General features: G+C 51.1%; 22 protein-coding genes, 1 other RNA gene and 1 pseudogene. 19 read left to right on the forward strand and 5 right to left on the reverse strand.

The window, feature by feature from the left end; genetic code table 11:
• Nucleotides 1-98: 98 nt before the first annotated feature.
• The 12 genes and pseudogenes from U8T64_RS06930 to mgtE all read left to right on the forward strand — a co-directional run bounded on the left by U8T64_RS06930 (nt 99) and on the right by mgtE (nt 10628).
• On the forward strand, nt 99-869 hold the full coding sequence (locus U8T64_RS06930; RefSeq protein WP_322182289.1) for a YdcF family protein: 771 nt from the start codon (nt 99-101) through the stop codon (nt 867-869).
• An 18-nt stretch (nt 870-887) separates the two neighbouring features.
• Nucleotides 888-2162, forward strand: coding sequence for a dihydroorotase (locus U8T64_RS06935; RefSeq protein WP_322182291.1), 1275 nt, complete (start codon nt 888-890; stop codon nt 2160-2162).
• An 11-nt stretch (nt 2163-2173) separates the two neighbouring features.
• Nucleotides 2174-3109 carry an orotidine-5'-phosphate decarboxylase gene (pyrF, locus tag U8T64_RS06940; protein WP_322182293.1) on the forward strand — a complete coding sequence of 312 codons (936 nt, stop codon included), beginning with the start codon at nt 2174-2176 and terminating at the stop codon, nt 3107-3109.
• Nucleotides 3110-3126: 17 nt separating this feature from the next.
• Nucleotides 3127-3660: a GNAT family N-acetyltransferase gene (locus tag U8T64_RS06945; protein WP_322182295.1), complete on the forward strand. Its 534-nt coding sequence runs from the start codon at nt 3127-3129 to the stop codon at nt 3658-3660.
• Nucleotides 3661-3675: 15 nt separating this feature from the next.
• A complete protein-coding gene (locus U8T64_RS06950) occupies nt 3676-4434 on the forward strand; it encodes a dihydroorotate dehydrogenase electron transfer subunit (protein WP_322182297.1) in 759 nt (252 codons plus the stop codon).
• Nucleotides 4435-4445: 11 nt separating this feature from the next.
• Nucleotides 4446-4991: pseudogene (locus tag U8T64_RS06955) on the forward strand (Type 1 glutamine amidotransferase-like domain-containing protein); the annotation flags it as partial.
• 42 nt (nt 4992-5033) lie between these two features.
• On the forward strand, nt 5034-5936 hold the full coding sequence (locus tag U8T64_RS06960; protein WP_322183036.1) for a dihydroorotate dehydrogenase: 903 nt from the start codon (nt 5034-5036) through the stop codon (nt 5934-5936).
• Nucleotides 5930-6595, forward strand: coding sequence for a histidine phosphatase family protein (locus U8T64_RS06965; protein ID WP_322182299.1), 666 nt, complete (start codon nt 5930-5932; stop codon nt 6593-6595). Before U8T64_RS06960 ends, U8T64_RS06965 begins: the two co-directional genes overlap by 7 nt.
• A 99-nt stretch (nt 6596-6694) precedes the next feature.
• Nucleotides 6695-7456: an EFR1 family ferrodoxin gene (locus U8T64_RS06970; protein ID WP_322182301.1), complete on the forward strand. Its 762-nt coding sequence runs from the start codon at nt 6695-6697 to the stop codon at nt 7454-7456.
• Between the two features lie 72 nt (nt 7457-7528).
• Entirely contained in the window at nt 7529-7942 is a 414-nt protein-coding gene (gene ruvX, locus U8T64_RS06975) for a Holliday junction resolvase RuvX (RefSeq protein WP_322182303.1), read from the forward strand.
• 141 nt (nt 7943-8083) lie between these two features.
• Nucleotides 8084-8956, forward strand: coding sequence for a DegV family protein (locus U8T64_RS06980; RefSeq protein WP_322182306.1), 873 nt, complete (start codon nt 8084-8086; stop codon nt 8954-8956).
• Between the two features lie 337 nt (nt 8957-9293).
• A complete protein-coding gene (gene mgtE / locus U8T64_RS06985) occupies nt 9294-10628 on the forward strand; it encodes a magnesium transporter (RefSeq protein WP_322182308.1) in 1335 nt (444 codons plus the stop codon).
• Nucleotides 10629-10693: 65 nt separating this feature from the next.
• On the opposite strand, the gene U8T64_RS06990 is transcribed toward mgtE, so the two are convergent.
• From U8T64_RS06990 to U8T64_RS07010, 5 genes are all read right to left on the reverse strand, one after another.
• Nucleotides 10694-11818, reverse strand: a complete 1125-nt coding sequence (locus tag U8T64_RS06990; protein WP_322182310.1) for a Gfo/Idh/MocA family protein — start codon at nt 11816-11818, stop codon at nt 10694-10696.
• Between the two features lie 724 nt (nt 11819-12542).
• On the reverse strand, nt 12543-13679 hold the full coding sequence (locus U8T64_RS06995) for an alpha/beta fold hydrolase (RefSeq protein WP_322182312.1): 1137 nt from the start codon (nt 13677-13679) through the stop codon (nt 12543-12545).
• Nucleotides 13680-13745: 66 nt separating this feature from the next.
• The gene (locus tag U8T64_RS07000; protein ID WP_322182314.1) at nt 13746-14204 is read right to left on the reverse strand and encodes a MarR family winged helix-turn-helix transcriptional regulator; all 459 of its coding nucleotides are present in this window, start codon (nt 14202-14204) and stop codon (nt 13746-13748) included.
• Nucleotides 14205-14541: 337 nt separating this feature from the next.
• Nucleotides 14542-14744, reverse strand: a non-coding RNA gene (gene ssrS, locus U8T64_RS07005) — 6S RNA.
• Between the two features lie 11 nt (nt 14745-14755).
• The gene (locus U8T64_RS07010; RefSeq protein ID WP_322182317.1) at nt 14756-15055 is read right to left on the reverse strand and encodes a DUF1292 domain-containing protein; all 300 of its coding nucleotides are present in this window, start codon (nt 15053-15055) and stop codon (nt 14756-14758) included.
• A 1097-nt stretch (nt 15056-16152) separates the two neighbouring features.
• Here U8T64_RS07010 and U8T64_RS07015 point away from each other — a divergent pair.
• From U8T64_RS07015 to U8T64_RS07045, 7 genes are all read left to right on the forward strand, one after another.
• The gene (locus U8T64_RS07015) at nt 16153-16689 is read left to right on the forward strand and encodes an HD domain-containing protein (RefSeq protein ID WP_322182319.1); all 537 of its coding nucleotides are present in this window, start codon (nt 16153-16155) and stop codon (nt 16687-16689) included.
• A 190-nt stretch (nt 16690-16879) separates the two neighbouring features.
• On the forward strand, nt 16880-17305 hold the full coding sequence (locus U8T64_RS07020; protein WP_322182321.1) for a GtrA family protein: 426 nt from the start codon (nt 16880-16882) through the stop codon (nt 17303-17305).
• A 157-nt stretch (nt 17306-17462) separates the two neighbouring features.
• Nucleotides 17463-18686, forward strand: a complete 1224-nt coding sequence (locus U8T64_RS07025; RefSeq protein WP_322182323.1) for an LCP family protein — start codon at nt 17463-17465, stop codon at nt 18684-18686.
• Nucleotides 18687-18709: 23 nt separating this feature from the next.
• Nucleotides 18710-20380 (forward strand): LCP family protein, encoded by a 1671-nt coding sequence (locus U8T64_RS07030; protein WP_322182325.1) that lies wholly within the window; start codon nt 18710-18712, stop codon nt 20378-20380.
• 53 nt (nt 20381-20433) lie between these two features.
• Entirely contained in the window at nt 20434-21354 is a 921-nt protein-coding gene (locus tag U8T64_RS07035) for a sugar phosphate nucleotidyltransferase (RefSeq protein ID WP_322182327.1), read from the forward strand.
• A gap of 355 nt (nt 21355-21709) precedes the next feature.
• Nucleotides 21710-21958: a preprotein translocase subunit SecG gene (gene secG / locus U8T64_RS07040; protein WP_322182329.1), complete on the forward strand. Its 249-nt coding sequence runs from the start codon at nt 21710-21712 to the stop codon at nt 21956-21958.
• A gap of 137 nt (nt 21959-22095) precedes the next feature.
• Nucleotides 22096-22827, forward strand: a complete 732-nt coding sequence (locus tag U8T64_RS07045) for a GNAT family N-acetyltransferase (protein WP_322182332.1) — start codon at nt 22096-22098, stop codon at nt 22825-22827.
• The last annotated feature ends 214 nt before the right edge of the window (nt 22828-23041 follow it).

The following is a 23041-nucleotide window of genomic DNA, read 5'->3' on the forward strand; positions in this document are numbered from 1 at the left end:
GTTACCGAGTGTTTGAAAATATGTTATACTATATGCCAAATATGGAAAAGGAAAATCGGATAAGGTGTATTCAGTAAAACGGGAAGGAAAAAGCGGTTATGAAGCGATCTCGAACAGTGGTAAAATGGATCGGAAAAATTTTGTGCCTCTTAGGCTGTGCGTGGTTTTTGCTGCCGCTGCTGCACGGCGGCTTTGACTTGGGTGCGGTGTTTGGCCTGTGCGTCTGTCTGCTTGGTTTTCTGATCCTCCATTTTTACCGCCGCTTGGCGGAGCGGGGCGGCTGGCAAAAGGCAATCGTTCGCCTGGTATCTGCTTTTTACTGTCTGGGCCTGCTTTGGGCCGGGTATTTAACGGGGCTGATGATCTCTGCCCAGTATCGCACGCCGCCTGCCGGAACCAATGTGATCGTTTTGGGTGCGCAGGTGTACAGCGCGGAGCGAATGGGCGTTACTCTGACAAACCGGGTGGATCGAGCGGTGGGCTACCTGCTGGAAAACCCCGGCGCAAGCTGTATCGTCACCGGCGGCCAGGGTGGGGACGAGCCCTGCCCGGAGGCCCTTACGGAAAAAAACGCCCTGCTGCGGCTGGGCATCGAAGAAGAGCGTATTTATATGGAGGATCAGTCTCGCAACACCCGGCAGAACCTGAATTTTTCCCGGGAGATCGCGGAACGGGAGGGCTTGGGTACAGAGTTCGCTCTGGTGACCCAGGGCTTTCACATGTACCGTGCCTTAAATCTGGCGGAAAGCGCCGGGCTTACGCCCTATAGCTTGGTGGCGGATACCGATCCGATCCTGTTGCCGGAGTACTACGGCAGAGAGCTTTTATCTCTGACAAAATGGCATGCTGAGAAGCTTTTGCTGGAGTAAGGAAGGAGGAAGCAGAACATGAAGCTGCTGCTGAAGCGAGCCAGAATCATAGATCCCTCCCAGAACATGGATGGAACAGGCGATATTCTGATTTCGGACGGAAAGATCCGTGAAATCGGAGAAGACCTTTTTTCCCGCGGAGCGGAGGCGGAGGAAATTCTGGACTGTGACGGCCTGGTGGCCGCCCCCGGTCTGGTGGATCTCCACGTGCATCTGCGGGATCCCGGACAGACCCAGAAGGAGGACGTATTTTCCGGCTGCCGCGCCGCCGCCGCCGGGGGAGTCACCAGCCTGTTGGCCATGCCCAACACCGCCCCGTCCATGGATTCCCCGGAAAGGGTGGAGGCGCTTTTAAGCAAGGCGAAGGAGGCGGACGCTGCCGTTTATACCGCCGCCTGTATCACAGAGGGGCTGCGGGGGGAAAGGCCCACGGATCTGGCGGCGCTGCGAAGGGCCGGAGCCATCGCACTCAGCGACGACGGCCGGCCGGTAAAAAATACCGCCTGCCTGCTGGAAGCACTGAAGCGCGCGCCGGAGCTGGGAATGATCGTCACCGCCCACTGCGAGGATCAGTATTTGGCGGAGGGCGGTTTATTGAACGAAGGGGAGGTTTCCCGCTTTTTAGGCGTGAAGGGAATCCCCAACGCCGCGGAGGACTGCGGCACCGCCAGAGAGCTTGCGGCGGCGGCCTCTGTAGACGCCCCCATTCACATCTGCCATGTGAGCACAAGGGGCTCTGTGGCGCTGATCCGGGAAGCAAAGGCCAGGGGAGTGAAGGTCACGGCGGAGACCTGTCCCCATTATCTGCTTCTCACAGAGGAGGCTTTGCGAAAGCGGGACGCCGATTACCGCATGAACCCGCCCCTGCGGAGTGAAGCGGACCGTCAGGCGCTGCTGGAGGGCTTGAAGGACGGCACCATAGACGCCATTGCCACAGATCACGCTCCTCATACGCCGGAGGAAAAGGCGGATTTTCTCACAGCGCCCAACGGCTCCATCGGCATGGAAACCTCTTTGGCGGCGGCTCTTACCGCACTGGAGGGCGTGCTGACCGTTCGTGAGGTGATCGAGAAAATGAGCGCCAGCCCCGCCCGGATTCTGGGAATTCCGGCAGGAACGCTGAAGCCGGGAGAAAACGCGGATCTGGTGCTCTTTGATCCGGAGCGAAGCTGGCGGGTAGATGAATTTGCCCTCCACGGCAAAAGCCGGAATACCCCCTTTAAGGGAATGAGCCTGAAAGGAAAGGTGGTTCTTACCCTTTTCCGGGGCAGAAAAGTATTTGATATCAGATAGGAGAGCTTTTTATGGCAATGGATCGTCTGCTGGAAAAAATCGTGGAAACGCAGAATCCCACCGTGGCGGGGCTCGACCCGAAGCTTGCTTATATTCCGGAGTACCTTCGGGAAAAAAGCTATCAAAAGTACGGAAAAACGCTGGAGGGCGCGGCGGACGCCCTGCTTTCCTTTAACAAGGGCCTGATCAACGCCCTGTGCGATATTGTTCCGGCGGTAAAGCCCCAGGCGGCCTACTATGAAATGTACGGCTGGCAGGGAGTAAAAGCGCTGTACGAAACCATTCAGTATGCAAAGTCCAAGGGTATGGTGGTCATTACCGATGGCAAGCGCAACGATATCGGGGCCACCATGCAGGCCTATGCCGCCGCTCACCTGGGCGTTACCGAGGTGGAGGGGGAGAATGTGGAAGCTTTCGGCGCGGATCTGCTCACCGTCAACGGCTATCTTGGCTCCGATGGGATCAAGCCTCTTCTGGAGGTCTGCAAGGCTGGGGATAAGGGGATCTTTGTGCTGGTCAAAACCTCCAACCCCTCTTCCGGAGAATTGCAGGATAGAGAGCTGTCAAATGGCATTACCATTTACCGCGCCATGGGCGATATGTGTGAAGCCTGGGGAAAGGAGCTGCCCGGAAAATACGGATATTCCGGCGTGGGGGCCGTAGTAGGGGCCACCTACCCCGCCCAGCTGGGAGAACTGAGAGCGGCGCTGCCCCACACCTTCTTCCTGGTACCGGGCTATGGAGCCCAGGGCGGCGGGGCAGATGATGTCGCCCCCGCTTTTGACAAAAACGGCCTGGGCGCCATCGTCAATTCCTCCCGGGGCATCCTGTGCGCCTGGCAGAAGGAAAACTGCGTCCCGGAAGAATACGCCCAGGCGGCCAGGAGAGAAGCAATTCGCATGAGAGATGAGATCGTGAAGCGGGTCGGGACGATCCGGCTTCCGTAAGGGAAGAGGAACCTGCGATGCATGAAATAGTTTTGAAAATCCCCACTGCTGAATATGCCGGACAGATCATGGCATACCGCCGGGAGTTTCTGGAAGCCGGCGATGAATTGGACGGCTGCTGCGGTTTACACAAATTTGAGAGCTTTGAAGAATGGCTTGCAAAGGTGGAAAAACTGAGCACCCCTGAGACTTGTCCCAGGGACCATATTCCTGATACACAGTACCTTGCCGTGCGGGAAAGCGACAATAAGCTCATCGGCATGATCGACCTGCGCCACCACATTGACCATCCGGTTTTGTCCATGTTTGGCGGCCATATCGGCTACAGTGTCCGCCCCTGTGAACGCCGGAAGGGCTATGCCAAGGAAATGCTCCGGCAGTGTCTGGAAAAGGCCAGAGAGCGCGGGCTTACCTGGGTGATGATTTCCTGCAACATCCACAACCCCGGCAGCGAAAGAACAATCCTGGCAAATGGCGGCGTATTCCAGCGGGAGATCTTTGTACCCGAGGAAAACGATACGATGAAAATTTTCTGGATCGAATTGAAGTAAAAAGGGGAAAGGCTCATGAAGTACGATTCCAAGCGCTGTAAACTGGTAAAAGCGGACAAGCTCACTGCTGACGTGTACGATTTTGTTTTGGAATGCCCGGAGCTTGCCGAAAAAGCGGTATCTGGCCAGTTTGCCCAGATACGCCTGCCCGGCCATACCCTGCGCCGCCCCATCTCCATCTGCGGGATCGACCGGGAAGCGGGTACCCTCCGCTTTGTGTTCCAAATCAGGGGGCAGGGCACGGCGGAGCTGGCGGAGTTTCGAGGGGGAGATGAACTGGAAATTCTCGCCCCCCTGGGAAACGGATTTCCCGTTGATAAGGGAAAGCGCACCCTGCTGGTGGGCGGCGGCATCGGTGTGCCGCCCCTTTTGGGCTGCGCCGCGGAGCTGCGGGAAAATGCCGTGGCCGTGCTGGGCTTTCGCACCCAAAGCGTCGTGATCCTGGAGCGGGATTTTCAGGAAGCGGGGGCAAAAGCCCTGATCGCCACAGACGACGGCAGCTATGGCTTTCATGGCCTGGTGACGGAGCTTGCCGAACAGGAGCGGTTTGAAGTCGTGTTTGCCTGCGGCCCGGCTCCCATGCTGAAAGCAGTACGGGCGCTGGCGGAGCAAAAGAATGTGCCCTGTTATCTTTCTCTGGAGGAACGCATGGCCTGCGGGATCGGCGCCTGTTTGGGTTGCGCAGTGCCTCTGCTGGACGAGGCGGGAAATCAGTATTTCGGCCATGTGTGCAAGGACGGCCCGGTGTTTGACAGCCGCCGGGTGGTGCTGTAAGGAGGGAAAGCATGATTTTATTGTGTTCCAACGGGCTTACCAGCCAGGAGCTGCTGCGGGAAGCCAAAAAGCAGGCTAAAAACGGAAAAAAGGCAGCCCTGGTGGTTACCGCCGATCCGGAATATAAGGAAAAAAACTATCATGTGCCCCGCAATGTAAAAGAGCTGGAGTTTTTGGGGCTCTCCGTGGAGCTGTTCGATTTTGACAAGGACCCTGCAGAAAAGCTCTTTTCCTACGATGTGGTGTGCCTGATGGGCGGAAACCCCTATTATCTGCTTCATTCCATTCGGGAGCATCATGGGGAAGAAGCCTTGCAGGCTGTGGCGGAAAACAGGCTGCTCATCGGCTGGAGCGCCGGCGCTCTGGTTTTGGGGCCTACGATCAAGCTGATCGACCTCTATCACCCCCAGCTCAATTTCATGGGACTTACCGACCTGACCGGCCTGGGGCTTACCCAAGTGCAGCTCATGCCCCACTGCAATAAAGAAGATCCCCAAAAGGCCCTGGATTACCGGCAGAAGACCGGAGGCTCCGTGATCTGCGTAAAGGATGGGGAAGGGGTCCTGCTGGAAGCAAGCCCCCGGAAGATTTCCCCCCAAATGTGCGTTTCCGTGGCGGGGGTGGATTTTTCGAATCCTCTCATTGCCGCTTCCGGCACCTTTGGCTTCGGCCGGGAATATCACGAGTTTTACCCGCTGTCCGTTTTGGGCGGTATTTCCTGTAAGGGAACCACGATCCGGGAGCGCCCGGGCAATCCGCCGCCCAGAGTGACGGAAACCCCCGGCGGTATGTTAAACGCTGTGGGTCTGCAAAATCCCGGTGTGGATCACTTTATCCAGCACGATCTGCCCTGGCTTGCCCATCAGGGCACAAGGATCATTGCCAATGTGGCGGGAAACGCCCCGGAGGATTACTGTGAAACGGTGGAAAAGCTGAACGACACGCCGGTTGACATGATCGAGCTGAACATTTCCTGCCCCAATGTAAAGCAGGGGGGCGTGCAGTTCGGCACCACCTGCGAGGGCGTGTACGGTATCACTTCACAGGTGAAAAAACACTGCAAAAAGCCCCTGATGGTCAAGCTCTCACCCAATGTGACGGATATTTCCGAAATGGCAGTGGCGGCGGAGCATGCCGGAGCGGACGCCGTTTCGCTGATCAACACCCTCACCGGCATGCGGATCGATATCCACACCAGAAGGCCCATTCTCCACAACAACACCGGCGGCCTTTCCGGCCCGGCGCTGCTGCCCGTTGCCCTGCGCATGGTGTGGCAGACCGCTCAAAAGGTGAAGATTCCCATTGTGGGCCTGGGCGGCATTTCCACCTGGCAGGACGCTGTGGAAATGCTCCTGGCCGGGGCAACTGCCCTGCAGATCGGCACAGCGCTGTTTACCGACCCCTATGCGCCCTTAAAGATCTGGGAGGGCCTTTTCCGGTATCTGGAAGAGAACAAGATCAAGTCCCTTTCTGAGCTGACGGGAGGGGTGCGCCCATGGTGACAACGCTTTATATCGTGCGGCACTGTGAATCCATGGGAAATGTGGAGCACCGCTTCCAGGGCCGCTTCAACGCGCCGGTCAGTCCCAAGGGGGAACAGCAGCTGGAGCTGCTTTCCCTGCGCTTTCGCAATGTGCGGCTGGATGCCGTCTATTCCAGCCCGCTGAACAGGGCGTACCGCACGGCCCAGGCCATCGCCCGGTTTCATGAGCTGACCGTTCAGAAGCGTGAGGAGCTCATCGAGCTGGACGTGGGAGAAATGGAAAACCTCCTTCTTTCGGAGATCGGCGAAAGGTTCCCGGAGGTGGCAAAAAACTGGGATAAAACCCCGGATCTCTGCGAGTTTCCCGGCGGCGAAACGATGAAGCAGGCATATGCGCGAATCAACGCCGCCATCGATAAGATCGTTGCGGAGAATCTCGGAAAAACAGTGGCAATTTCCACTCACGGCGGCGTGATTCGAAGCCTTGACGCCCGGGTGCGTACCGGCGGGATCGAAGGGATCCGCGGCGGAGCCATTTTCAGCAATACGGGAGTAAGTATCCTGGAAGCGAACGAAGCGGGAAAGCTTTCCTGGAAGCAGGTCAACGACCTTTCCCATTTGCCCCCGGAGCTGCGAAGAGCGCCCACGAAATACGAGTTTCATACGGAAGCGGTATAAAAAGTACTCCTTGTCTGCTTCAATGCTTTTACCGGCAAGTCTGATCGCCAAGCGGCTGTGTAATAAGAGAATCATCAAAGTTTAGAGAGGGCGGTCAAAGTGATAGGCGTCTATTTCAGTGGAACCGGAAATACAAAGCATTGTGTAGAAACGTTTGTGCGAGAATTCGAGCTGGCGGGGAAGAACTTTTCCATCGAAGCAGAGAATACTGTGCGGGAAATTTGCGCGCATAATGAAATCGTTATAGGCTATCCAGTCCAATTCAGCAATCTCCCGAAGATCCTGCGGGATTTTGTCGTTGACAATTCGTCCATTTGGAAGGGGAAAAGAGTTTTTGTTATCGCGACGATGGGGCTGTTCAGCGGAGACGGAGCAGGGCTGCTCGCCCGTTTGTTGGCCGGGTATGGCGCGTTTATAACGGGAGGACTTCACCTGAAAATGCCTGACAGTATCGGCGATGAAAGAGCATTGAAAAGAACATTGGAGCAAAATCGAAAATTGGTGCGCGCGGCGGAAGAGAAAATTCAAAAAGCCGCGTGGAAAATAAGAAACGGGCGCCCTCCCCAGGATGGGATTGGTCTATTGAAACATTTGACAGGACTATTCGGACAAAGAATATATTTTCGTGGCAAAACAAAAGAGTATTCCGATAAATTGAAAATCGATACAAACAAATGTGTTCGGTGCGGAAGGTGTATATCAATTTGCCCTATGAAAAATATTTCTATCAGGGAAGGCCGCATGGTACAAAACGGCAAATGTACCATGTGCTATCGGTGCGTCAATTTTTGTCCTGCGCAAGCGATTACCTTACTGGGAAAAAAGGTTTACGAACAATGCTGTCTGGAAAAGTACTTGTGATGAGGATCGTGCGCCAGCAGCTGTTTGGACAGAAAGGCAGTAAGGAATAAAAGGCTTAAAGGAGAAACTCACGTGATCATTTTGGGAGTGGATCTCGGCAAAGCCAGAACCGGCCTTGCCGTGTGTGATAAGGGAGAAATACTGGCTTCTCCGCTGCGGGTGGTGGAAGAGCACAACAGGGAGCGCTTGGTTGAAAAGGTCTGTGCCGCCGCGAAAGAGACAGGGGCGGAGCTTCTGGTAGTGGGCCTGCCGAGAAATATGGACGGCACAGAGGGGGAAAGCGCCCAAAGCGCCAGGGAAACAGCCGCTTTGCTGGAGAAAGCGGCGGCGCTTCCCGTCAGGCTTTGGGACGAGCGAGGCACCACGGTCACCGCCCATGGCTATCTCAACGAAACCAATGTTCGGGGAAAGAAGCGGAAGGCCGTGGTAGACGCCGTTGCCGCCACCGTGATCCTGCAAAGCTACCTGGACAGCGGCAGAAAATAGTAGAAAGCACGGAAAAAGCTCTATACTTTTTTGCTGTTCTATTGTATGATAAGGAAAAGCTCCTTACAAATTTGTAAGGATAAAACGCGTACCGGTAGGCATATGCTCTGTGGCTGAGGTATAAAATCAGGAGGGCCCTTTATGGCGGAGTATCAGATCATCACCGATTCCACGACAGACCTTTCCCCGGAAATGATAAACGAGCTGGGGATCCATGTGATCCCTTTGTGCTATATCATGGAGGGAAAGACCCTGCACAATATTCCCGGCGGGGGAGAAATGAACGAGCACACTTTTTATGAAAAGCTTCGCGGCGGCGAGACCTCTACCACCGCGCAAATCAACACAGAGGAATTTTTGCAGCAGTTTACCCCAGTGCTGGAGGAGGGGAAGGATATCCTGTATCTGGCCTTTTCCTCCGGGCTTTCCGGCACTTGTCAGAGTGCAATGATCGCCAAACAGGAGCTTCAGGAAAAATATTCCGATCGCCGTATCGAGGTGTTTGATACGTTATGCGCTTCTATGGGCGAGGGTCTTTTGGTCTATCACGCGGCCATGCTGCAAAAGGCCGGAAAAGATATTGACGAGGTGCTTGCCTGGCTCAAGGAAAATGTGCTTCGCCTTTGCCACTGGTTTACGGTGGACGATTTGAACCATTTGAAGCGGGGAGGCCGGGTGTCTGCCGCCACCGCTCTGGTAGGCACCATGCTGGGGATCAAACCGGTTCTCCATGTAGACGACGAGGGCCATTTAATCGCTGTGTCCAAGGTGCGGGGCAGAAAGCAGTCTTTGGACGCGCTGGTGAAAAAGATGGAGGAAACCGCTATTGAGCCCAAGGAGCAGACAATTTTTATCAGCCATGGAGACTGCTTGGAGGACGCGCAGTATGTGGCAGAGCAAGTCCGGGAGAAAATGGGGACTGTGGATATCAAAATCAATTTTATCGGCCCGGTGATCGGCGCACATTCCGGCCCCGGTACCGTGGCGCTGTTTTTCCTGGGCAGCCGGCGGTAAAGAAACCTTCTAAAAAAGCTCTTGGAAAGGTTTTTCGCTTTTCCGGGAGCTTTTTTCTTGACAAATCTCATGGAAAAGGGTACATTGTAAAGACAGGAAACAAGCCCTGAAAATACAATGGTAAAAAGGAGGGAGCAATGTGAGCGTTCCACGAAGTAGCGGCGGCAGAAAGCCGGGAGAGCAAAATGGATCGGAAGTCCCGTTATGCCGTGCATTTTGGTACGGGCGCGGCATTGCGCCCGATTTTTCTAATAAGCACTGAGCACTAAGTATAGAAAAAGTGTCCTGTGCCCCGGCTTTGTGCTGCCTCCGAATTATAAAAAGGGAGGTGTGCGCCATGAACGACAAGGTTTTGGAGCTTTTGAACAACAAAAAGTATTCGGAAGCGGCCCTGCTGGTGAAGAATATGATCCCGGCGGACGCGGCCGCATTGCTGGAAGAAATGCCGGAAGCGAAGCTGCCGCTTCTGTTTCGCTTACTGCCGAAAGAACTGGCGGCGGACGTTTTTGCCTACATGGAGGGCGAAACCCAGGAACTTTTGATCCGTGGCTTCAGCGACAAAGAGCTGGAAGAAATGATGGATCAGTTGTTTTTGGATGACACGGTGGATATGATCGAGGAAATGCCTGCCAACGTCATAAAAAAAATCCTGCGCCACGTAGACGTGGATACCCGCAAAATGATAAACCAGGTGCTGAATTATCCAAAGGACAGCGCCGGCAGCATTATGACCATGGAATATGTGGATCTGAAGCGCAGTATGACGGTGGAGCAGGCCTTCGAGCGTATTCGGGCCACAGGCGTGGAGAAGGAGACTATTTATACCTGTTATGTGACAGACAGCCGCCGCAAGCTGGAGGGCATTGTCACAGTCAAGGATCTATTGCTTTCCCCAAAAACAGAGACGATTCGCAATATCATGGAAACCAATATCAAGTTTGTTTCCACCCACACCGACCAGGAGGAAGTGGCCCGAGAGCTGAGCAAATATGACTTTCTGGCGATCCCCGTGGTAGATAATGAGGAGCGGCTGGTGGGCATCGTCACGGTAGATGACGCCATTGATGTTTTGCAGGAGGAAGCCACCGAGGATATTGAAAAAATGGCGGCTATCACGCCTTCGGAAAAGCCGTATATCAAAACAGGCGTGTTCGCCACTTGGAAGCAGCGTGTTCCCTGGCTGCTGATCCTGACCATTTCCGCCACCTTTACCAGTGCGATCATTGCTTCTTATGAAAGCGCCCTGGCAGCCACCGTGATCCTGACAAATTTTATTCCCATGCTGATGGACACCGGCGGTAATTCCGGCAGCCAATCCTCTATCACCATTATTCGCGGGCTTTCCCTGGGGGAGATCCGGTATTCCGACGTCCCCCGCATTATCTTGAAAGAAGCCAGCGTTGCTCTGCTGTGCGGCGCTACTCTGGCGGCGGTGAATTTTGTCAAGCTGCTGGTGTTTGACCGTGTTACGCTGCTGGTGGCCGCCGTGGTGTGCCTCACCTTGCTTGCCGTGATGCTGGTGGCGAACCTGGTGGGAAGTACCCTGCCTATTCTGGCAAAGCGTTTAGGCTTTGACCCCGCCGTGATGGCAAGCCCCTTTATCACCACTATTGTAGATGCGGTAGCATTGGTCATTTATTTTAATATTGCCAAGCTGTTGCTGGGAATATGACTCGGCAGAAAAACTAAAAGGCGAAGCTTTCAAAGCTTCGCCTTTTTTGCATCTGTTTCTAAGATTTATTCAAAATCGATCACAACGCCCTTTTCATCGGATTCCAGCGCGGCTTCCATCAGGCGGAGGACCCGCAGGGCCTCTTCATTTTTGATCACCGGTTCCGCTTTGCCCTGTACCACATCGCAGAAATTGGAATACAGCTCGTTGCGGTCATAGGACGTATAGGGAAGGGGAAGCTCAGTCACAGAGTCCGCGTTTCTGGGCGCCATGGTTTTTGACAGGCCCTCGCCCATGAGAATGGGAGTGGCGTCCTTATCCTCCCAGCTGCGCAGCACCACCATGCGGCCCTCGTCCTTATAGTCTGCGATCACGGCGGTACCCTGATCACCCGTCATGTACCAGTTGGGCAGGGTGATAAAGTTGCAGGTGCCAACCTCCACCGTTGCGGTAATGCCGCTTTCAAACACCATGTTCATGAAAAAGCCGTCGTCTACCTCGTCATTTGTCACGTGGGTCATTTTGGCGTAGACCTTTTTGATCTTTTCCGGCACCATGAGAACCAGGCGATCCAGCAGATGTACGCCCCAGTCAAACATCATGCCGCCGCCCTTTTCCTTAATGCCGCGCCAGTCGCCGGGGATCCCGCGGGAACCCTGATAGCGGGACTCAATATGAAAAACATTGCCGATCAGCTTTTCATCATAAACCTTTTTCATGACAAGGTAGTCCTTATCCCAGCGGCGGTTTTGCCGGGGATAGAATACTTTTCCGGTTTCTGTGGAAACCGCCATGACGTCCTCCAGATCGCTGCTGTTCATCATCACAGGCTTTTCACACAGCACGTGCTTTCCCGCCCGCATGGCTCGGATAGAAAGCTCCTTGTGGCTGTCGTTGGGGGTAGCCACCAAAACGGCGTCTACCGTTTCGTCTGCCAGGATCTCCTCAAAGCTTTCATAGGTGTGAAAGCCTTGATTTTTCGCCCATTGCTGGCGTTCCTCTTTCACGTCAAAGGTGCCCGCCAAAACCATTTTCTTCGTCAGATCGGTATCTCCGGGCTCAAGCTCCCGGCCCTTGGAGCCGTCGGTCATCCAAAGAGCCTGACCGCTTCCGGTGGAGATGGCCACCGCGTGGCCGCCGCCCATTCCGCCGCAGCCTACCACGGCCACCGCTACTTTTCCGTCTATCATCGATAAAACCTCCCACATTTCAAAACTGTAGCCCGGCACAGGATCCGTGCCGTCAATACTACTATTAGTATCATTTTCCGCGGGCTCTGTCAAGAGAAACATTTCACTTTGACCGGATAAACGCAAAAAATTACCGCTTTTCCCAAAAACAGCAGCCGCAAAGGAGGAAAAATGCAGGGAAGGAATGAGAAATTAGAAATTAGCAATGAGCAATAAGAATGAGCAATGAAGGGCGAGGGCACAAGCGATGTAAGTAGTGCCCGGTTGTAACCAACACCTGCTAAATTGGAATTTGGCGGTTACTTGTTCACTTTCCAACTGTCATTACTGAACAAAAAGCAAGGGAACTTGGCTTTTCGGTGAAGAATCTCGTCCTTTGCCCTTTTGCTCTGGAATTAAGGTCGAGATTCTTCGTCAAGAAAGCTATAGCTTTCTGCGTTCCTCAGAATGACAGAGAAGGGGACTGTTCGGTAAATTGGAATTTAGCGGACTAGCGAATAGTACTAACACCTTGCCTCCCCTGAATAGGGGAAGAAGGTTGCTTTGCAACCTTCTGGGACCACCGTCAGGTGGTGGAGAGGTTTCAGCTCGCTAGAAGCCAGCATAAAACCTGCCTTTTCTACTATACTGTCGGAACCCCTCAGTCAGCCTGCGGCTGACAGCTCCCCTTTCAGGGGTGAGCGCGTCCCGGTGGGACGCTGGTGCGAGGTCTTTTTAACTTTTGCTATTGCACGAAATAGCAAGCCAGCCAATCAGAAATTGCGTTTATGGCTAACTGATGATTTCCGATTTGACAGTGCTGCTCACCGCCTTCGGCCTTTGTAAAAAGCCTGCACGTTAAACTTTTTGCGTTATGGATGGATGATTTTAACCGATAATATTGATTTCGGGGTATGTAGTGATCTTCCGCTCCGGCCAGAAGCAATATATCTTGTGTGAGCAATTCTGTAGCCGATGCAAGGTTATGGAAAGAGATGCTTTGAAAAAATTCATAGGGCGTTTTGGTTCCGGTAATATGCAGTCCTTGAGAAATGGCCCAGTCTGCTAAAATGCTTTTCTTTCTGATAATGTTTACAAGTTTGTTCAGTACACCTTGCCAGCGATACTTGTGTGAGAGCCGGATCGCGCTTCGGATTGGTTCTGGAAAAATGTTTGTCATAACTTCCAGCCCGTTGTCCATCACATCATAAGCGGCCGCTGCTGTAATTCTTTTGTCATAAGCCGCACTGCGCAGGGCGAAATAACCGCCCCATGAAATTCCGACCATAGCACATTGCTGTATACCAAAGTAATCCAAAACGGTGGAGGCCACTTTTTCAAAGTCATAGCTGAAATATAAATTTTCTTGAAGGGATTTACCTTGTCCTGGCCCTTCAAAAAGAATAATCTCATAGCGTTGTTTCACAAATTCAGAGACTTGAAGTACAAATTCCTCAATGAACGAATCATAGCCACCGCATACAAGAACAGTTCCAATCGCGTTTGGTGGTGAAAACTTCAAACAGTGGAGGGCTTTCCCCTTAAATGGAACACGGTGCTTTTCATACTTCAAATGCAATTCAAAATCAAACGCCTTGTAGAAATTTTCAACACATTTTTTGTAAGCAATGTCTTTTTCGGGCGTATCGGATTTTAAGAAAAATTCCGCCATGCGATAGTAGTAAGCCGCATGGAGATAACGCCTTTCCTGTTCGCTTCTTGTAGCGATTTTCTGCCATACAGTATGCCATTCCTTAAATATTCTGACCTGGGAAACATAGCTAATAACCTCTTCTCGGTGACAAGCCAAATCGCCATAGGTTAAAATCCTGTTGATTTGAAAATTGAATTGAGGAATGGAATTTATTATTTCATAACTCATAAATGCCCCTCCTTCTGTTAAGCTGCTTAACAGATATTGCAAAATAAAATACTAATGCTGGCGCAGTTATTTTTCCAAAAACTGCGCCCAAATTGCTTGAATGTCAACGGCAAGTTCAGAAAGAACAGAAATCGTGTTTGGTGGATACTTTTCAAAAACAGCTGCAAGCTGGGACTTCAGCCAATTATGTTGGCTCTCGTGCATACTGTAAACCTGTTTTCCCTTTTCAGTAAGCAACAGGACAACTTCATTGTCTGTATCGGGTGAAGTCCTTTTTTCAACAAAACCTTTTTTGACCAGCTTGCTTATGGCCTGCGATACCGCGCTCTTGGAAGTACCCTGTAACTGGGCAAGCCCCGTCACATTGATGACCTCATGTGCTCCGACCGCAACAATGGTATGGATTTCTGACAGATGAATTTGTGGGTCAATGTCATAGGTGTGAGTTTTCTTTTCTAAAACCTTGTATTGGTTAATTGTTTGAAGAAATAACTCGCACAACTTATCTGTTGATGTATTTTCCATATCTGCCTCCTGTTAATCTACTTAACAGTCTACGCTACAATCGCCGTCATGTCAAGTATCTGGCCTGAAATATTGTCAGCAGCTCCGCATGGTTTTGTGGTCTTGTCCATATCACTGAACCGACCGAGCCGACAGGTGAGAAAGCCAAGGGTGTGCGATAAACTATAATTTATTGCCTCAATCTTGCTTTTTCTTGTTAATTGCTCATTCTTCATTCTCATTGTTACTATTGCGCAGAAGGCGCCGCCATCAGCTAGCATCTAGAATCCCGTGTCTAGCATCTAAAAAAGAGCGCTTTGCAGTTTTTCTTCCCGCAAAGCGCCCTTCTTCATTTTTCAGGATACCCGCCTGACCGTAATGTGCGTCTCAATAACCTGCTACAAAAAAGCAGGTGGGTGCCCTCCCATGTGGTTCACGCTCCCTTCTTCCAGCACCGGTCAAAGCCGGGCCGGGAGGTCTGCAATCCGCACACGGAGCGAGGCTCCCTGAGATTTGAGTGTAGGGTTATTTGTGCACAGTCCGCGAATCAGGCAGGCAAGCGTGCCGCTCTGTTATTCTTCGGAATCTTCGTAGAAAGCTTCGTTAAAACGAGTTTCAAAAATTTCCGCCAGCTTGTCAAGCAGCTCATCGTCCTCTACTTCCTGAAGCTGCTCCTCGCCGTCCTCTTCTACGACCTCGAAGATATAATAGGTGCCAGCGTCGGAAGAAATATCCTCAGGCTCCTGCTGGGTGGGAACCAAAGCCATAAAATGGCCGTCGTCGGTTTCCAATTCGTCAATGATCTCAAATTCATGCTCCTGGCCTTCGTCATCGATCAAGGTCAAAAGATCGGCTTCATATTCATGATCCATACTTGATGCGCACTCCTTTCCGAAGGCCTTACTGCGCCTTCCCGATAAAAATATTGTACTGAAAAAGGGTGGGAAAGTCAAGGAAAAGAAATTGCTCTTGTGGAACATGGCTTTTCTAGTCTGCCCGAAAAACACAGTGATACACAAGGTAGCTCTTGATCCTGAAACGGAATAAAAGCTGGAAAAGGGCGCTGTAACTATCTATAAAAATTTTTTATTTTTTTGAAAAAATCTATTGACAAGATGAAACTCGCTCGCTATAATATAGTTGTAAACAAAAGAAAAGGTTTACAGGAGTAAAGAACACAATCACCTTTGCAAAACCGGAAGTAGCCGAAAAGTGCAAAATCTCGAGCGAAAAACAGTAATGTCGGGAACGCCTCGGATGAAAACGGTGGGGAGCAGAACAGATCATGTGGTACGGAAAACAAGAAACAAGAAAGTATGGAAACGTATCCGGATGGTAGTAAAGTGCAAACGGTGAAATGATTGTGGGAAAGGCGGCTGAGTCCAATGGAGAGTTCAGAGTCACAGCAGAAAAATGTCCGTGGGCTCAAGGCTTACGGATAAATCGATAAGGAAAGAAGGCTCGAATTTCTGAAACCAACGCAGAACTTTGGTCCTCATTACAGGCGCGGGTTATCCCTTTAGTCACCGCATTTTCATGCTTTGGAAAAGCAAGGCCGGTTCGGCAAATACAGGCGGGCAGAAAGAAATAACATCGATGTGCCGGAAATGGAAAGAAAACCAATGTACTAAGTATTCAGAAATAAGTTCTTTTTCACAAAAAAACAGAATATACTTATAGATATGTAAGCAACCAAAAGATGTGTAAGCAATCATAAGCAGTAAGTAAAAGAGCTTTCAGGAATTTTCCTGAAAGCTCTTTTTTTGCAAAGTCGGCTTTTCCACAAATTACCGTGGGAATTTTCTTGCGGTTCTGCATAGAAATTGATATACTGAAAGCAAAGCCGCACATGGCGTGCCTTTTTCCGAATCGGAGGTATGAGTGAAAACAGCGGCGGAGCCAGTGTTGAACTTTGGCGGCTTCAGCGAATATAAGCGCTGGCTCTTACAGAAAGGAATCTGTATATTTTATGAAAAGAAATTCTGAAAAGCTTGTTTTGGATCATTATCTTTTTCAGAACTATTATCGAAAGCTTCTGGCGGTTTCCGACTTAGGGCGGATCGCCCAATATCCCCAGCACGGTTCTACCTCCCGGCTGCTTCATTGTATAGCGGTGGCCTATTACAGCTATCGCTTTGCTCTGTTTACCAGGCTCACCTTTCATTTTGAAGAGCTGGTGAGAGGCGCGCTTCTTCACGATTATTTTTTCTATGACGCGCAAGACGGCGATCCGGCCCATAAAGGCCATTGGTCCCGGCACCCTGCCATTGCCCTGGAAAACGCGGGGCAGAAGCTTGCGCTTACCCGGATAGAAGAGGATATCATTGTAAAGCATATGTTCCCCTTGACCCGCCGTCCGCCTCGCTATCGGGAATCCGTACTGGTCTCTCTGGCAGATAAGGCATGTTCCGTTTATGAATTTTTCCGCAGAAAATCTCCTTATCAAAGGCTTCGGCAAATGATGGAATCAGAAAAGGCTTCCACCGGCGGTCAGCCGCTGCTGTAAGCTTTTTTACCCAATAGCGTTTGGACAGTTTTCAGATCCCCCGCTTTAGCGGGGCTTTTTCTTTGTCTTGAATTTTTGATACTTTTGCGGTATACTAAAGCTCATGATTTCTTGAAAAGCGGCATGCTTTTTCCGTGGACAAAGGGAAAAGTGGTTTTATGATCTTGTTTTGGAAAGGCTGGTTCAGAAGTTGAAAGCTTTGTTTTTGAAATATAAAGAGCTCGTTCTCTATGTTTTTTTCGGGGGCTTGACCACCTTGGTCAATTGGGGGCTGTATACGCTTTTGGTGGATCTCTGCGGTGTGCCGTACCTTTGGTCTACTGCGTTTGCGCAGCTTGCGGCGATTCTGTTCGCCTATCTCACGAACCGTATCTGGGTGTTTGAAAGCAAGGTCTCCGGTGTCGGTGGAATTGCTCTGGAAATGGCAAAATTTTTCGGATGCCGTGCCGCCTCGTTCTTTTTAGATTTAGGCTGCATGTATGTGGGAGTAGATCTCCTTCACATAGAGGACAAGTGGATGAAGCTCCTGGCAAACGTCATTATTATTGTGGTTAACTATGCGTTGAGCAAGCTGTTCATTTTTCGCAAAAAGAAGGCAAAGGATCTTGCAGATTGACGAAAATCGTAAAAAAGGGTATAATGATAGCTAGGGAAGGCAGCTAACTTTGTGATTTGGAAGATACTTATTTTGAACTTGGCTTCGGCTGGATCCGGTATGATGCGGTTTTCAATAGGGAGAACCATGTTTTACAGAAAGGAATAGGGGTGGCGCCATGGCTCAAAGAACTCGGAAAGGCGAGCACGAGTTTGAAGATCTTTCCAGCTATTCCTCTGCGAAAGAGCCAGGCAGACAGGGAAAAAAGCATCGGAGGCCCATTGTCTTAAAAATCGTAATAGCAGCGGGCTGCGCACTGCTGCTTTTACTCGGCAGTGTGATGATTTACACAGCCACGGTGCTTTTAGAGGGGCTTACTACCACAACCATCACAAAAGATCCGGAAAAGCTTGGGATTTCTCCCACTGCCATTATGGACGAGAGCATTACCAATATTGCTCTGTTCGGTGTGGATTCCCGCAATGATGATTTTTCCGGGCAGTCCGATGTTATTATGATTTTTACGGTGGATAATAAACACAGGAAGCTGAAGATGACGTCGATTCTTCGAGACACCAAGGTTCCCATTGAAGGGGAGACCCTGAAAGGGGAATATATGAATTGGGATACGAAAATCAACGCGGCTTATTCTTACGGCGGGCCGGAGTTGGCCATACGCACCTTAAACCAGAATTTCGGGTTGGGAATTGAAAACTATGTCACGATCAATTTTGCCCATATGGCCGAAATCGTAGACGCTTTCGGCGGCATCGATATTGAGATCACCGCTGAGGAGGTTCGGGAAATCAACCGCAACCTGTGGTCCCTGAGCCAGGAGGTACTGGATCAAATAGAAGAGGACCGGGAAGAAGGCACCTATGAAAACCGGCAATATCCCGTGATCCTCCGGGAAGATTATTTTTTGGATACCAATGGTGAGCTGAATATCGATGGCGGCAGCTACACAGGCGGCGCGTTCCATCTCAATGGCAATCAGGCGGTGGCCTATGGCCGTATCCGTGAGATCGGCAATGATTATGCCCGTGTAGAGCGGCAGCAAAAGGTGTTTCAGCTTTTGATCGGCCGTCTTTTGAATATGGGAATTACAGATTATCCGGGCCTGATCCGGGAAATGATGCCTCATTGTGAGACCTCGCTGGGCTTGGGAGATATCGTAGCGCTTACCCCGATCCTCACTGGTAATTTTTCGATAGAGTCCATCAGAGTACCGGATATCCGGTATGAAACAGATCTTTTTGATGGCAGGGCTGAGGACGAGATCTACTATTTGATTTATGATGTAGCTCCGGCCGCACAGCGTATCAGCAGCTTTATTTTTGAAGAAAGTTCACCGTATTGGGAAACGTATGGGAATACCGCGGAAAGCTCCGCGGGGGAATGACAGACTGACAGGAGGTCTCTTTCATGAGTAACAGGAATGGACGGCCCGGCCCGGCGCATATGGCGTCTTCTAAAAAAAGCGGTTCTAAAGGCGGCGCTCAAAACGGCGCGCGCCGCCGCAGGGAGCCTTTGCAGGATAATTACTATTACGAGGAACCCCGCCAAGGCGGACTTCAGCAGTTTGAGGATGTTTCCAGCTATTCCTCTTCCCACCGGAAAAAAGAGGATCTCAAGGAGCTGGAACGGCAGAAGAAAAAGGGAAGCAAAGCGAAAAAAGCAATCCTGATCACGCTTGCCGTGTTGCTTGTTTTGGCGGGCGGTGTGATTTATTATGTGTTTGGATATCTTCTGAAGGACCTGACGGTAGAGACGATCAGCAAAAATAAAGGAGAGCTGGGAATTCGTTCTGAAGTGCAGATGGATACCAGCATTAAGAATATCGCTTTGTTCGGCGTGGACGCCAGGCCCAATGAAACCCAGGTGCGTTCCGACGCCATCATGATTGTTTCTGTGGATAACAAGCATGGAAAAATCAAAATGATCTCCGTGTTGCGGGATTCCAACGTGTCCATGCAGTTAAAAGATGACAATGGCGGCAGCTATTATATGGACGATAAGATCACCCATGCGTACTATTACGGCGGCTCAGAGCTTGCCGTTCAAACGCTGAACCGCAATTTTGACCTGAATATTGAAGATTTCGTCACGGTGGATTTTGCGCAGATGGCGAAAATCGTAGATGCCGTAGGTGGTGTGGATATTGAGATTTCCGGCGCGGAGGCGCAGGCAATCAACGAAAATCTCTATGCGCTCAGCCGGGAGGTTGCCGAGGAAAAGGAAAACAGCCAGTGGGACGAAGACTACAATGAAGATAATTTTCCGAAGATCGTCAATACGGATTATCTGAAAAATATTTATGGCACCAGAGATTTTGCCTATGCCGATGCCAGTGAATTTGAAAGCGGCACCTATCATTTAAACGGTAACCAGGCGGTGGCCTATGGTCGTATTCGGTATCTTGACAGCGATGATGTCCGCAGTGTCCGTCAGCAGAATGTGCTGAAGGCGCTGATCCAAAGCGTGCGGGGCAAAAGCAAGCTCGAGTACCCTGAAATGATCCGAAAGCTGATGCCCATGTGCAAAACCAGCCTGGATTTTACGGATATCATGGGTATGATCCCCATCATGTTCACCGATTTCACCATGGAGAGCATCACAATACCCGGCGAAGACGAAAATGCCCGGGGCGGCTATAATTCAAGAGGCGGCTGGGTATATATGTATAGCCTGGAGGAAGCGGCCCGCCATATCAACCGTTTTATTTATGAAGAGGATGCTTCTCCAAGTGATGTCGTATTAGACGAGCATGTTCTGGGGGTCAGCAACCTGGACTATCCGGCTGAATCCGGTGATTCTGACCCGAATTCCAACGATGGCTTGATTTCCAGCTTTCCAAGCGGAGACGATGTCAGCAGCAACCCGGAGAGCAGCAGTGCTTCTTCCGGAAATGATACCAGCAGCTGGATCGATTCTTCCGGCGGCCTGGAAAGCTCTGGCGGAGAGGGAAGCTCAGATATTGTCAGCAGCTCCGGGGGAGAGGAATGGAACAGTACACCGGAGGTCTCTGTTCCCGAGGATACAGGCGGGGACGATGGCTGGGAGGAAGGCGCGCCTAATGGCGATGTGAATTTTTAGCAGAAGCTTTATGCTCAAATAACCCTTATCAGCGAAAGGAATGTGATAGTAGTATGGGCGAACCGGTATTGGTAATTTTGGCAGCAGGAATGGGAAGCCGTTACGGCGGCTTAAAGCAGATCGACCCCATTGGCGCTTTTGGGGAAAAAATTATCGATTATTCTCTGTATGACGCGCGAAAGGCCGGTTTTCAAAGAGCATTGTTCGTTATCAAGGAAGAGTTGCTTCCCGCTTTTGAGGAAACCGTATTTCCCAATGTGGGGAAATTTATGGAAATAAGCTATGTGTTTCAAATGCTGGAGGATATCCCCGCGGGCTTTTCCATTCCCGATGGCCGTGTGAAACCCTGGGGAACCTCTCATGCCACGCTGGTGGCGGCCCGTACCCTGAAGGATTCTCCTTACGCGGTGATCAATTCCGACGATTTCTATGGCCGGGAGGCCTTTGAAAAGATCTATCATTACCTGAAAAACGCAAAAGCTGGAGAACCGCTGGATTGCGCCATGGTGGGCTATTATCTCAAGAATACCGTGACGGAGCACGGCACTGTTTCCCGGGGCGTGTGCGAGGTGGAGAACGGAAAGCTTACCGGCATTGTAGAGCGCCTTCGCATCGCAAAGCGAGAAAAGGATATCGCCTATACGGAGGACGAGGGCAATACTTGGGTGACGCTGCCGGAGAATACCATTGTTTCCATGAATCTGTTTGGGTTCCCCGCCGGATTTACTGCCAGGCTGGAACAGGATTTTCTCCGGTTTTTCCGGGAAGACGTGCCGAAGAATCCTCTGAAATCGGAATTCCTTCTGCCGTTTACCGTTGGAAATCTGCTGGGCTCCTGCTCCGCGGAAGTGAGCGTACTTTCCTCTGCCGATAAATGGTATGGCGTGACCTATAAAGAGGATAAGGAGCAGGTAGTGGCTGGGATCCGTGCTCTGACGGAGCAGGGCGTATATCCTTCTCCGCTGTGGAAATAAAGCGCGGCGTGGAAAAAAGGCGATACGACCGGTTCTGAAAAAAGGCAAAAAACTGGCCCTTTGGCTGAAGCCCGGTTTATGTCCGGTCAGCGCCAAAGGGCGAGCAACCGAGGCCCGGCCCCTTGGAAATATTACACAAGGCCATAGGCCCCGGTCCTGATGGACGATAGTTCCGTTGGGTTCGGACATGCAAACGCAGCTTGGTTGCTTGCTAGTATTGTTGCCGGAAGAATTTTGCATATACGCGGAAAACAGAAATTTTTTTAGAAAAGGTCGGTTCTGCTCTTGCAAAGCCTGAGAAAATATGGTATAGTTATAAGCACTGTTTTGAAGTTTATTTCAGGAGGAATTATAAATGACCGCACTTGAAATCGTTTTTGGCATCGTATTGCTGGTGTTTTCCCTGGCCATTATCATTGTTGTCCTGCTTCAGGAGGGCAGCCAGAAGAATGTGGGTGTAGTTACCGGCGGCGCCGATACCTTCCTTTCCAAGAATAAAGCCCGTTCTGTCGACGCGTTTTTGTCCCGCTGGACAAAGGTGATCGCCATTGGGTTCTTTGTGTTTGTTTTAGTGGTAAATATTGTGATGTATTTCGTAGGCTAAGCACCTGCGTTTTGGAAGCTGTTCGGTTTACTAAATTTTGATTTGTTTTTGAAAAGAACTGCCCCGTTTTGGGGCGGTTTCTTTATGTGACGGATTGGTGTGCGGCGCACGCTGTCTGATTTGGGAAAGGAAAAATCATGCTTTCATTGGTGGAACAGGAAAAAGAACAAAAGCAGCTGCTGCGCCTCTGTGAGAAAACCCCCTTCGGCTGTAAGATCGCCGGGATCGCTTTAGCCTATGGCTTTGATAAGGGCTTTTCCTGCTTTTGGGTAGATACAGAGTCAGACACGGTGTTCTGCCAATCTGACGGCCTGATGGTGATCTCCGGCACTGTGCTGCATGTGGAGGAAACGAAAGAATTCCTGCGGGCAGTGGGTCCACAGGCAATCTTATGCGCCGTGCGCAATGCGGAGGCACTCTCTCTGCCCGTTTCCGATTCCGGTGATGTTCTGAAAAAACAGACTAAACCTGGGGAAGAGGCCTTTTTCGATCCCTATGTCGTGAATATCCGGGAGATTTTTGGGCTGTTGGAGGAAACCGGTATGCTGGAGGAATTTGAGCCCTTTTATTTGGATCTTTCTCACAAGCTGCGGCATAAGGCGGCTTTGGTTCTGACGGAATATTCTGGCAGCGAGCTCTCCGGCTGCGCACTGGTATCCTCCATCAGTAAGGAAGCTGCTGTTTTATCTGCGCTGGCTGTGGCTCCCGGGTTCCGCCGTCAAGGGATCGGCTCCGGCCTGGTTCGCAGAGTGGAAAGCTGCTTTCCCGGAAAAACACTGTATGTGTTTCGGGAAAAGGAAAAGAACCAGGAATTTTATAAAAAACTTGGGTATGTGAAAACAGACACCTGGGTCTACTCCCAAAAGTGACCCAGCGGTAGCCAGCCGGCGCGAATTTGAACCACGGTTTTGCCGGGCGTATTTTCGCCCGCCCGTTGTTAAAATGCTCGTGAATCCGAAAGGATTCACTCCGCTTTTGCCTAGGTCGGACAAAAATCCACTCCGGCAAAACTTCTTCGAACTGAAAACTGGTGAGATGTTGTCGATTTTCAGCGCAGAGGACGACGGTGGGCTGACGCCCACC

The organism is Neglectibacter caecimuris (assembly GCF_034335015.1).
Classification (GTDB): domain Bacteria; phylum Bacillota; class Clostridia; order Oscillospirales; family Acutalibacteraceae; genus Acutalibacter; species Acutalibacter caecimuris_A.

Excerpts from the sequence above, each read along its gene's own strand:
- U8T64_RS07000 (WP_322182314.1), bottom strand. The coding sequence starts at position 14,204 with ATGGAAAATACATCAACAGATAAGTTGTGCGAGTTATTTCTTCAAACA.
- U8T64_RS06980 (WP_322182306.1), top strand. The coding sequence starts at position 8,084 with ATGGCGGAGTATCAGATCATCACCGATTCCACGACAGACCTTTCCCCG.
- mgtE (WP_322182308.1), top strand. The coding sequence starts at position 9,294 with ATGAACGACAAGGTTTTGGAGCTTTTGAACAACAAAAAGTATTCGGAA.
- U8T64_RS07010 (WP_322182317.1), bottom strand. The coding sequence starts at position 15,055 with ATGGATCATGAATATGAAGCCGATCTTTTGACCTTGATCGATGACGAA.
- U8T64_RS07015 (WP_322182319.1), top strand. The coding sequence starts at position 16,153 with ATGAAAAGAAATTCTGAAAAGCTTGTTTTGGATCATTATCTTTTTCAG.
- U8T64_RS07035 (WP_322182327.1), top strand. The coding sequence starts at position 20,434 with ATGGGCGAACCGGTATTGGTAATTTTGGCAGCAGGAATGGGAAGCCGT.
- U8T64_RS06965 (WP_322182299.1), top strand. The coding sequence starts at position 5,930 with ATGGTGACAACGCTTTATATCGTGCGGCACTGTGAATCCATGGGAAAT.
- U8T64_RS06950 (WP_322182297.1), top strand. The coding sequence starts at position 3,676 with ATGAAGTACGATTCCAAGCGCTGTAAACTGGTAAAAGCGGACAAGCTC.
- U8T64_RS06990 (WP_322182310.1), bottom strand. The coding sequence starts at position 11,818 with ATGATAGACGGAAAAGTAGCGGTGGCCGTGGTAGGCTGCGGCGGAATG.
- U8T64_RS06930 (WP_322182289.1), top strand. The coding sequence starts at position 99 with ATGAAGCGATCTCGAACAGTGGTAAAATGGATCGGAAAAATTTTGTGC.
- U8T64_RS06935 (WP_322182291.1), top strand. The coding sequence starts at position 888 with ATGAAGCTGCTGCTGAAGCGAGCCAGAATCATAGATCCCTCCCAGAAC.
- U8T64_RS06945 (WP_322182295.1), top strand. The coding sequence starts at position 3,127 with ATGCATGAAATAGTTTTGAAAATCCCCACTGCTGAATATGCCGGACAG.
- U8T64_RS07025 (WP_322182323.1), top strand. The coding sequence starts at position 17,463 with ATGGCTCAAAGAACTCGGAAAGGCGAGCACGAGTTTGAAGATCTTTCC.
- pyrF (WP_322182293.1), top strand. The coding sequence starts at position 2,174 with ATGGCAATGGATCGTCTGCTGGAAAAAATCGTGGAAACGCAGAATCCC.
- U8T64_RS06995 (WP_322182312.1), bottom strand. The coding sequence starts at position 13,679 with ATGAGTTATGAAATAATAAATTCCATTCCTCAATTCAATTTTCAAATC.
- secG (WP_322182329.1), top strand. The coding sequence starts at position 21,710 with ATGACCGCACTTGAAATCGTTTTTGGCATCGTATTGCTGGTGTTTTCC.
- U8T64_RS07030 (WP_322182325.1), top strand. The coding sequence starts at position 18,710 with ATGAGTAACAGGAATGGACGGCCCGGCCCGGCGCATATGGCGTCTTCT.
- U8T64_RS07045 (WP_322182332.1), top strand. The coding sequence starts at position 22,096 with ATGCTTTCATTGGTGGAACAGGAAAAAGAACAAAAGCAGCTGCTGCGC.
- U8T64_RS06960 (WP_322183036.1), top strand. The coding sequence starts at position 5,034 with ATGTGCGTTTCCGTGGCGGGGGTGGATTTTTCGAATCCTCTCATTGCC.